The organism is Gemmiger formicilis (assembly GCF_016901605.1).
Lineage (GTDB): Bacteria > Bacillota > Clostridia > Oscillospirales > Ruminococcaceae > Gemmiger > Gemmiger formicilis_B.
Window position 1 is genome coordinate 18345 of record NZ_JACJKP010000012.1, and the last position, 10601, is coordinate 28945.

Genomic DNA, 10601 nt, shown 5'->3' on the forward strand with positions numbered 1-10601 from the left:
GCTTATGCCCCTTCACGACTTTTGCGGCACTACAGACGGGCCGCTGACCAAATCACAATACACAAAAAAGCGTTCGTCGGTGGGGTTAATGATGCCGAAAGGATAACATGTATACATGATGAGGTTCTCCTCCGTTGCATCCAGATCATAAGCCGTGGTGTCGGTATCCGTTGCCACCCGTGTACCGGTCACAACATAGTGGTATTCCCCGTAATAGGTAGTAAAGGTTACCTCATCCCCTACCTCTACACTTTCAAAGTCACGGAAATAGGTACCGGTGTGCCCCCCCATCAGAATGGTACCGCCTTCCCCCGGGATTTTAGCGCCCTTATAGGTACCGGCACCTTTGGAGAACTCGGTTTCGGAATCCCCATAATACACATCACAGTCTACCGTCGTGCCGCTGACCGTCAGATGACCAAGGTAATCGCCAGATTCCGGATAGCTTTCCAAATCTACTTGTTCCTGTTCCACTGCCGCCGTTTCTTCGGTCTGCAGTGCAGAAAGCGCCGGGATCTGCGGTGTATCGGACAGTCCCGAGTTCGAAGCAGCCGAGGCGAAAGATGCCCTGACAGATTGCAATACAATTAGCAAAATCACCAGCGCCACGATAGAAAAAACAAGAGGAAGAAGTATTTTCTTCCCCTTGTTGTTTCTCGGTTCGGACGCTGCAAAGTGGGAAGATTGTTTCCTCATTTGCTCAGTTTCCTCACGCGTTATTTTATTCCTGGAAATCACTCACCCTTGTGAGCCTTTTTCACGGCAACACCCATACCGCAAACAGCGGCAGCAGCCAACGCAACCACAACAAACATAGTCATATCCATGGAAGCGCCAGTCTTTTTGATGGGGTTTTCTTCCACTGCAGGAGCCGTAACCGTCTCGGTGGTAGTCACCGTAGAAGTAGTGGTTTGGGTGGTAACAGCCTGGCTGTTGTTGCTGCTGTTGTTGCTGTTATTATTGTCATCACCACCGGAAGAGCTGTTGCCGCCGGAAACGCTGGCAGGAGTCAGAACGTAAGTGGTGAAGTGCGGCACCCAGAAGGTAACCATCTTGAACTCGCCGCCCACGTTGATAACATCAGCCGTGGCAGTGAAGGATACCTGACCGCTGGTTTCGCTCAGAGTGTAGGTCTGAACATTGCAATCCAGGGGCAACTTAACAGACAGGGCATAACCATGAGCAGAATCACCAGAAGCGGTGGCGTCAATGGTAATGGTGTAGTCATCGGCCACATTGCAGGAAGCATTGACCGTGGCACCGTTATCGCAACGGTAGATAATATCACCGCTTGCTACCGGGTTAACCCAGCCTTTTTCTTCTGCCATGTCAAAGTAACGGATTGCCTGGCTGGTAACCGGTACAGAAACCGTAACCGGCTCAGAGCTGAGCTTCAGGCTCTCGGTAGCCTGGGCAACGTAGCTGGCGATCTCAGCGATATCCTGAGAAGCCGCAGCCTGTTCTGCTGCATTATTGGCAATTTCGCCCGGCGTTGCGTCCGCGAAGGCAGGCATGCACAGCGTAGCTGCCATAGCAACTGCCGCAATTACAGATGCAATCTTTTTCAGTTTCATCTTGACAACTCCTCTTTTTTACACTCGACTTTTATAGAATTTGTCCGAAAACGGTTTAATGATACACCTTTTTTTCGCCATTTTCAAGACGCTTTTTTCACCAGATTTCTGATTCTTTTTTGTACATTATTATTAGTACTGCACGAATTTTTCTTTACGGTAGGTAGGGTACCATAAGTGCTGCAGCAAAAAGCAAGAAAGCCGCTCCGGTAAGCCGTCTCCCGTTCTGTTCTGCACGAGGCGCATAAGCTGTTGCCGTCAACGCTGCCAGAACAAAAATCAAAGGGAAAACACCGGGCATACTGATACTAAAAAATGACTGCACCATATACCCAAGTATTGCTGCGGCAAGAATAGGCCTGCTTTGGCAGCTGCGCCACAATACCGTCGCCAAAAAGCCACACCAGCAAAGCAGTCCCAGCAAACCACCGCAGACCAGATGCTGCAAAAATTCATTGTGCGCAGAATCAAAAGCCTCACCATTCAACAAGATCATATATCTTGTGGATTCAACATCCGGATTCAGGCATTGTCTTACGGAGTCTGCCCCCAACCCAATCAGTTTCTGCCACCAGGTAGTGTCCTGCGTATAAATAATCCACAGTTTTTGCCATGCATACCCACGGTTTTGCGCCCAGCGTTCATTAAATTGCAGGGGGGCCAGCAGGCCAGGTCCATTTTGCCATAAATTGGCTGCTGCAATTAGCAAAACAATACCCACGGCAACGGCCAGTGCGGCACCACGCACCCATTTTGCGCAAGGTTGCGGTGGTCGCCGCAGCCACCACACCATGCACACCAGCACCGCCAACAAAAGGGTTCCCCCTACCACCGGCATTCCGAGCCAGGCAGAAACCGTCCGCAGTTCGGTACGCGCCTGACAAACGTTAGCCATCAGCCGCGTAAAAACCGCACAAAATGAGAGCCCTGCAATCAGGGCTCCCACTCTTGCAAGGGTATGAGTCGTTGTCTTATGACTGCAGCACAATACAGTCACCGCTATGGTGCATCCCAACCAGGACGCGTCACTTCCACATGGAATCAGACCGCTGCACAGCCATAAAGCCACCCAAAAGCGACCGCCCACCAGATGCTTGCCGCGGCGCAGGTAAGTTCCTACTGCCAGCGGCACACAAAGGCAGAGCAATGCACCGTAAAAATTCACGTTGCCTACCGTCCCCAAAAAAAGTTCTCCTCTTTCGGGTAAAAAAGTATAGTAGGCATCCAGGGGGTCAATCATCCAAAAATTCAACCAACTGACCAGTGTGACTACGCTGCCCACTGCCATCAAAACATCCGAAACCAAAGGTACAATTCCTGGTGAGCTGTACAAAGTTACAATGGCATAAACAGCTGTACAGGCCAGAAGTAATACAAGCCCGTTCTTGCGGCCGCTTAATCCCCATAATGCAGTGTATCGATCTTCCGCAAAAAGCCATGCAATTGTATACACGCAACAAAGCCCTACCAGCCACAAAAATCCGGCATCCATACGGCGCACCGTTTTTTTGCCATGCCTGCCAACAAGGTACGCTACCGCCAGTGACACCAGTGCAACCGCAACACAGCCGAGCAACAGCGAAAATTTACTGCCGATAAGTCCTACATATCCGTTAGGCAAATAAAGCGGCAGCCCAATAACCAGAGCCAGCGCCAAGGCATCCGCCACCAAATTAACCGGATGGCAGGGTTGGCGCACATAATTGTACTTCATTGCGCCACCGTTCCTTTACACCAGTCCATTTTACACTTACGATACCAGGCCATAAATCTTATAGTATCCCAACAGTTCGCTCAACTGCAGTTTGCGGGCAAACAGCTGGCGATAGGTAGCGGTCTTTTCCTTACCCTGTTCCTTCAGGGCAGCCATCTTGTCGGCCGTGCGGTCGTATTCGTCCTGCACTGCCTTCTGCATGGCGCGGTAGGCTGCCAGTTGTTCCTGATCGGTCATGGGTTACGCCTCTTCCCAGATGGGGTGCCTCAGGACCCACTCACCGCATTCGTTCTTTTCGAACAGGTCACGGTTGTAGAACTTGTCCATAATGGCCCAGAACTCACTTTCGGTATAGCCGCAGAAATTGCAGAAATCCCGCACGCACAGGGGGTCCAGCTTGCCGTCCCGCTCCTTGATGATGGGAATGGCTTCTTCCCGGGTCATCATACCGTAACGGATATACCGTGCGGTGTAGTCGGTGGCTGCCGCATGACCGAACTTGGGATACTTCAGCCAGGAATGCACCAGGTAGGCGCGGGAATCGATCTGGTCAAAGTTCTCGGCATGGTGGGTACGATCCCATTCATGGGTCAGGTCATGGAAGCCGTGCGCCTTGGCGATCTGGTAGTTTTTGTAGCTGTTCCAAGGCACAAAGTAGCTCATATAGAACGGGTCCAGCTTGGCACGTTCCTCAGCGCTGGGGGCCAGGGTCAGGCTCAGATCATTTTCGGTCACACCGTCGCCCACCAGTTCTTCCATGGGGAAGCCCACGGCCACACCGTTTTCGATCTGGTCCATGGCGGAGTAGGTTTCCTTGTCGGCGTTGCCGCCGTACTCAAAGCTGACGTTCTCGCCGTAGCAAAGCATGGGGGTGTTGAACTTGGCTGCCATGTGCAGCGGGAAAGTATAGATCAGGCGGTCCACATACCAGGTAGGCTTGCCGTATTTCTCGAAGAATTTGCGCATGAGGATCTTCTGGGCCTTGATGTTGGGCTTGCAGGAGATAATGGTGCAGCCGAATTCCTCGCTGATATTCTTCAGGTTATGCACACCGGCCTGGGTCATGGGGAAGTTGTCCTCCACGCTGAACAGGATGGGGTTCATGTGCATGACTTCCTTGAGCATCCAAACCTGGAAATGGCTGTCCTTACCGCCGGAGACTGCCACAGCACAGTCGTAACCGCCGGGGCCGTTCATGCCGCGGTATTTGTTGCAGTAGGCTTCGAACTCCTTGAAGCGGGCGTCCCAGTCTACGTTTTTACGGTTCTCGTAATGACGGCAGGCGCTGCATACTCCCTCGGCGTCAAAAGTGATACCGGGACGAGTGTCGGGCATGGTACATTTTTTGCAGTAACGCATGGTAGTTCTCCTTTGTATACACCCCGCCAAAACGGCAGGGAGATAATGCCAACAGCTTGACTTTGTTTGTATTGTACCCCATTTGCCGCGGCGACGCAAGGGCAGCGGCGAAATTTGCGATTTGCCCGCGGCAGACGGTTGCTTTTTGACAGCGGGTATTTTACAATGAGAGCAGAGCAAAACAACCCCAACAGGAGGCGTGACTATGTCTGCATCGAAAGTATATTTTACCGACCTGCGTACCTCGTTCAATGAGAACCTGCCCCAGAAGCTGGAACGGCTGATCAAAACCGCCGGCATCGGGCAGATTGATTTCAACAACAAATTTGCCGCCATCAAGATCCATTTTGGTGAACCCGGCAACCTGGCTTACCTGCGGCCCAACTACGCCGCCGTGGTGGTCAAGGTCATCAAAGAACTGGGCGGCAAACCGTTCCTGACCGACTGCAACACCCTGTATGTTGGCGGACGCAAAAATGCCCTGGACCACATGGACGCAGCCTATACCAACGGCTTTTCTCCCTTCTCCACCGGCTGCCATGTGATCATTGCCGATGGCCTGAAAGGCACCGATGAGGCCCTGGTCCCGGTGGAAGGCGGCACTTATGTAAAGGAAGCCAAAATCGGCCGCGCCATCATGGATGCCGACATCTTCATCACCCTGTCTCACTTCAAGGGGCATGAATGCACCGGTTTTGGCGGTGCGCTGAAAAATATCGGCATGGGCTGCGGTTCCCGTGCCGGCAAGATGGAGATGCACTCCGCCGGCAAGCCCTACGTCAACCAGGACGCCTGCATCGGCTGCGGCCGCTGCGCCAAGATCTGCGCCCACGACGGCCCCCACATTGTCAACGGCAAGGCCAGCATCGACCATGACAAGTGCGTGGGCTGCGGTCGCTGCATCGGTGTTTGCCCCATGGACGCCGTCTGCCCCGCCCAGGACGAAAGCAACGACATCCTGAACTGCAAAATTGCCGAATATTCCAAGGCGGTTCTGGATGGCCGTCCCCAGTTCCACATCAACCTGGTCATTGATGTGTCGCCCTACTGCGACTGCCACGCCGAGAATGACGTGCCTATTGTACCCGATGTGGGTATGTTTGCCAGCTTTGACCCGGTGGCTTTGGACCAGGCCTGCGTGGATGCGGTAAACCGTCAGCCCATCATGCCCGGCAGCCATCTGGACGAGGTGGCCCATGATCACCACGACCACTTCACCGATTCCAGCCCCGCCACCAACTGGAAGAGCTGCCTGGAACACGCGGAAAAGATCGGCATCGGCACCCGTGAGTATGAGCTGATCAAGATCTGAACTCCCGCCCGCAGCGTAACATTTCCCTTATAAAATCCTTAGAATCTCCTGTTATGCTGGGGCCACACCCAAAATAACAGGAGGTTTTTTATGTCTGATACACTTTCCATGCCCCGCCGCGGGTTCCTGCGTCACGGGCTTACCGGAACCACCCTCAAGCTGATGGCCCTGGTACTGATGCTGCTGGATCACATCCACTATTTCTTTGAATTTACCGGTGCCATCCCGTTGTGGTTTTCCATGGCTGGGCGGCTCTCAGCCCCCTTGTTTTTATTCTGTACCGTGGAAGGGTTTGCCCATACCCATGACCGGCGGCGCTATTTCCGGCGCATCTGGGCTATTTCTGCCGGGATGGGGTTGCTCCTGTTCCTGATGATGTATGCCGGTTTTCCGGTACGCCCCGACGGATTTTTCCCGCTGAACGCCATTTTTATGAATTTCGTCATCCTGATTCCCATTTGGCAGGGCATCGACTGGGTCAGTGAAAAACGCATTGGCCGGGGACTGACGGCTATTGTGCTGCCTTTGGCATGGCCTTTTCTCTTTTTGCTGCTGTACGCGGCCGCCAACGCTACGCCAGCGGCCTGGCTGTTGGATTCCGTTCTGGCAGCGCTGGCCTACACCGTACTGCCCGCCTGGAACCTGGTTACCGACGGCGGCGGTTTTTACATTATGATTGGCATCGCCCTGTATCTGCTGCGGGGGCGCCGGAATTTACAGGTCGGTGCTTTTGTGGTGCTGACCATGGTATTTCATTTTGTGTTCCCCTATGTACAGCTGATTTCCACTCCGGATTTTCATCTTTCCATGATGTTTACAGTGGCTTATGAATGGCTGGGTGTGTTTGCGGCTATTCCCATGCTGCTGTACAACGGGCGTCGGGGTGCGGGCCTAAAGAAGCTGTTTTACATTTTCTACCCCACCCATGTGTATCTGCTGTATGCCATTTCCTGGGGCGTTTTGGTACTGGTGAGCTGAGGAAGGAGTTTGGGGTATTACTGTGATGGGTATCACTTTACTCCTGTGGTAGCATATCCCGACTTTTGTGCCGTACCGGTAACGGACCGTATTGCTTCCGGATACTGCATAAGGGAAGCGCATTCCGATACAATTGGAAACGCAATGAAATTTATCATCAAAAGAACCCAAAGATTGTATATCCCATTTGTTGTATGGAATGTATCCCTTTTGTGTTGCAAAAACATTTTTATCAAAATCAATATCTATACCAATAATCCCAGTTTTCTGGAGGGGATACCTGGAAACGCCTATGGCCTTACAGAGAGTCTTCATGCCCAAACGTTCTTCCATTCTCTCGTCAACATATTGCTCTTTCAGGGTGAACAGCAGTTGGAAGGTGCTTCGTGGTTTCTCCGCGCCATGTTTTCAGCTTCTGTGTTTTTCATCCTGTGCGACTATTTGCTAAAAAAGATTTCTACAAAACATATCTTTTTGTTGCGATGGATTTTTGCCATTGTATTTTTGATAATCAGGAACGCTATTGGGAACAACCATATTACATTAAAACTAAACTTCCACTCTGTCTTTTCTATCTATTTTCTTTTTGTGGTGGGTATGTATTTTAGAAATATTGGTTTGTTGAACGACAAAAAGGATGTACTGTTCAATATACTATTGCTCCTATCTTGTTCGACAATTCTAATGTCTCTAAACGGCATGGTCAGCGTCAATTTGAACAGTAGCGTATTTTCCTCGGTTCCGCTTTTCATTCTGGTAAGCATTTTAGGCTGGTTCTTTTTGTGGTCACTGTCAACGTTGATTACACATGTCCAATATATTTCTACCTTCTTTAGTTTTTGCGGTCACCATACCATGTCAATTTTGATGATGCATTTCCTGAGTTTCAAACTTGTCACCCTGCTTCAGATTTACCTATATGGGTATCCCCCCTATGCCTTAGCATCGTTCCCCTGTTTACTCACCACCCAACCTTGGTGTTATATTTATACTGCCGTTGGTTTAATTGTGCCTTTGCTTGTAACATGGCTGTGGACAAAAATCAAGGTAAAACTATTTTGTAAAGTGAAAACAACCCTCAACTGATTTCACCCCATGCCAAAAAGCCTCTGCACAGCCCATTTTTCCCTTGCACTGCTCCTTCCAATCAAAAAATCAGATTTGATTTTTTGACCAATCATCTACTGATAAGACAAAAAGCCCCTTTTAGTTGCATACACAACTAAAAGGGGCTTTCTAAATCGTGGGATCGGTTTATCGTAGTTGCGGTACGATTTTCGTCAACAATTGTCGTAGCCGGGCAGCGTTTCTACACCAGCGGGTCTACCACAGCAGGGCTTGCACCCTTTTGACGCTCCAAAAAACCACGATATTATGCGGGAAGATTTGGATTACAGCTCAGCGAAGTACTTAATGGTGCGGACCATCTGGCTGGTGTAGCTGTTCTCGTTGTCGTACCAGGACACGACCTGAACCTGATAGGTGTCGTCGTCGATCTTGGTGACCATGGTCTGGGTGGCGTCGAACAGGCTGCCGTAACGCATGCCGATGACGTCGGAAGAAACGATCTGATCCTCGTTGTAGCCGAAGCTCTCAGAGGCAGCAGCCTTCATAGCGGCGTTGATGGCGTCCTTGGTGACGTCCTTGCCCTTGACAACGGCAACCAGGATGGTGGTGGAGCCGGTGGGAACGGGCACACGCTGAGCAGAGCCGATCAGCTTGCCGTTCAGCTCGGGGATGACCAGGCCGATGGCCTTGGCAGCGCCGGTGGAGTTGGGAACGATGTTCTGAGCACCAGCACGAGCGCGGCGCAGGTCGCCCTTACGCTGCGGGCCGTCCAGGATCATCTGGTCGCCGGTGTAAGCATGAACGGTGGTCATGATGCCGGAAACGATGGGGAAAGCCTTGTTCAGGGTGTCGGCCATCGGAGCCAGGCAGTTGGTGGTGCAGGAAGCAGCGGAGATGACCTGATCATCAGCGGTCAGGGTCTTCTCGTTGACGGAGTAAACAATGGTCTTCAGGTCATTGCCGGCAGGAGCGGAGATAACGACCTTCTTGGCGCCAGCAGCGATGTGAGCCATGCTCTTCTCCTTGCTGGTGTAGAAGCCGGTGCACTCCAGAACGACATCGATGCCCAGCTCGCCCCAGGGGCAATCCTTGGCGTCCTTGATGGCGTAGATGGTGATCTTCTTGCCGTCGACGATGATGCAGTCATCGCCAGCCTCGACGGTGTGCTTGTTCTCGCCGATCTTGCCCAGGAAAGAGCCCTGAGCGGTGTCGTACTTCAGCAGGTGAGCCAGCATAGCGGGGCTGGTCAGGTCGTTGATGGCGACGACTTCGTAGCCGTCCGCCTCAAACATCTGACGGAAAGCCAGACGGCCGATACGGCCAAAACCATTGATAGCAACTTTAACAGCCATAGTAAAATCCTCCCAAGATTTTATTGTATAACCTTGCGAGCGGTTCCCCGCTCTGCGGTATGTTACTATTGTACCCTATTCTTACACAATCTGCAAGAGGGTTGTTATTCTTTTAACGCAAATTTTTCAAAAAAATTATGATTTTTCCGTCCGTGGCAGTATTTTCCAACCATGGTGCGGCGTAAACTGCGCAGACTAGGCTGTAACCGAAACGGAGGTGCAAGTCCCATGCATTCTGATGATCCGGCCCGTGACGCACTGGCCGAAAGCGCCGCACAGGGGCTTTCCGTCCTGCCCCAACTGCGACTGCTCAGCCTGGCCGAAGCACTGGCCACGCCCGCCCCTGCCCGCGCTTTGGAGCTGAACGCCGAGCTGGACACCCTGTGCACCGCTTTACAGGAAAGCGTACGCCGCCGCCCCGGCTGGCTGTACCTGCAGCCGGCCGCCCAGCCTGCCCCTGTGGCCTTGCCGCGCCAACTTCTGCAGGCTGCCGTGCTGTGCTGGATCGGTGCCGTGCTGGCGGCTCCCTCTCCCACAGGCATACTGCAGCTGGATGTCACGGCACATGCCGCTATTCTGGTCCTGCGCGGTGGTGCAGGTCGGGATCTCCCCTCCGACACCCGCGCCCTGTTGCTGCGCTTGGCTGCGGTTTGCGGCGGTGCGGTGGTGCAAAGCGGCGGCAGCGGGCCATTTACAGCAGCGCTTCGCCTGCCGTTGTCTGTTCAAACGCCTTTGCGGGAAGCGCAGTTCCCGGCAGAGCTTTTGTGCGACCGATACAGCGTTCTGCAGATTTTTTTGCAGGACCACTGTGCCGGACCAAACGAATGACCGGAGCCCGAAAGCCCCGGTCATTTTTTATTCCTGTTCCGTCGCATCGGCACCGCAGGATGCCCAGGCACACACCAGGCCGCACAAGCCAAAAGCTCCGATTCCCAGGCCGGTCATCAAATCCGGCAGAATCAACATGCCGTTGGCAGCCTCATACAATGTTTGGGTCAATTCCAGACCGGTACACAACAGGAAGCAGCCGCTGCCTGCCGCAAACAGGGTGTGCCCGCAGGCGTATCCCGGCACCAGAAACACTTTCAACAGCACAACCGCAAACAGCAGGGCCGCCACCGCACTGAGCACACGCAAGGTACAGGGCATACGCTGCAGCGAGGCCGGAACAAACTGGAACCGCCAGATCAGTCGCCACAGAATACACAATGGCAGAACACCTGCCACCAACGGGCTGCCCAACC

Annotated in this window: 11 protein-coding genes; 4 read left to right on the top strand and 7 right to left on the bottom strand. The window is 52.8% G+C overall.

All coding sequences use genetic code 11. The features are described 5' to 3' along the window. Positions 1-12: 12 nt before the first annotated feature. From H6B10_RS01995 to H6B10_RS02015, 5 genes are all read right to left on the bottom strand, one after another. Positions 13-696 (bottom strand): class D sortase, encoded by a 684-nt coding sequence (locus H6B10_RS01995; protein ID WP_204649241.1) that lies wholly within the window; start codon positions 694-696, stop codon positions 13-15. A 38-nt stretch (positions 697-734) separates the two neighbouring features. Continuing rightward, positions 735-1574, bottom strand: coding sequence for a hypothetical protein (locus H6B10_RS02000; RefSeq protein WP_204649242.1), 840 nt, complete (start codon positions 1572-1574; stop codon positions 735-737). Positions 1575-1728: 154 nt separating this feature from the next. Beyond that, the gene (locus H6B10_RS02005) at positions 1729-3288 is read right to left on the bottom strand and encodes an O-antigen ligase family protein (protein WP_204649243.1); all 1560 of its coding nucleotides are present in this window, start codon (positions 3286-3288) and stop codon (positions 1729-1731) included. 36 nt (positions 3289-3324) lie between these two features. Further along, positions 3325-3525 carry a hypothetical protein gene (locus H6B10_RS02010; RefSeq protein ID WP_204649244.1) on the bottom strand — a complete coding sequence of 67 codons (201 nt, stop codon included), beginning with the start codon at positions 3523-3525 and terminating at the stop codon, positions 3325-3327. 3 nt (positions 3526-3528) lie between these two features. Continuing rightward, complete coding sequence (locus H6B10_RS02015; RefSeq protein ID WP_204649245.1) at positions 3529-4647, bottom strand: N-acetyl sugar amidotransferase; 1119 nt, start codon at positions 4645-4647, stop codon at positions 3529-3531. 205 nt (positions 4648-4852) lie between these two features. Here H6B10_RS02015 and H6B10_RS02020 point away from each other — a divergent pair, with 205 nt between their 5' ends. The 3 genes from H6B10_RS02020 to H6B10_RS02030 all read left to right on the top strand — a co-directional run bounded on the left by H6B10_RS02020 (position 4853) and on the right by H6B10_RS02030 (position 8023). Then, positions 4853-5959: a DUF362 domain-containing protein gene (locus H6B10_RS02020; RefSeq protein WP_204649246.1), complete on the top strand. Its 1107-nt coding sequence runs from the start codon at positions 4853-4855 to the stop codon at positions 5957-5959. 90 nt (positions 5960-6049) lie between these two features. After that, positions 6050-6937, top strand: coding sequence for a TraX family protein (locus H6B10_RS02025; protein ID WP_204649247.1), 888 nt, complete (start codon positions 6050-6052; stop codon positions 6935-6937). 9 nt (positions 6938-6946) lie between these two features. Beyond that, on the top strand, positions 6947-8023 hold the full coding sequence (locus H6B10_RS02030; protein WP_204649248.1) for an acyltransferase family protein: 1077 nt from the start codon (positions 6947-6949) through the stop codon (positions 8021-8023). A 305-nt stretch (positions 8024-8328) separates the two neighbouring features. Here H6B10_RS02030 and gap read toward each other — a convergent pair whose 3' ends face one another. Further along, a complete protein-coding gene (gene gap, locus H6B10_RS02035) occupies positions 8329-9357 on the bottom strand; it encodes a type I glyceraldehyde-3-phosphate dehydrogenase (RefSeq protein WP_204649249.1) in 1029 nt (342 codons plus the stop codon). Positions 9358-9585: 228 nt separating this feature from the next. Here gap and H6B10_RS02040 point away from each other — a divergent pair, with 228 nt between their 5' ends. Continuing rightward, positions 9586-10185 (top strand): hypothetical protein, encoded by a 600-nt coding sequence (locus H6B10_RS02040; RefSeq protein ID WP_204649250.1) that lies wholly within the window; start codon positions 9586-9588, stop codon positions 10183-10185. Positions 10186-10212: 27 nt separating this feature from the next. Here H6B10_RS02040 and H6B10_RS02045 read toward each other — a convergent pair. Beyond that, the coding region (locus tag H6B10_RS02045; protein WP_204649251.1) for a hypothetical protein at positions 10213-10601 on the bottom strand (389 nt) is incomplete at its 5' end.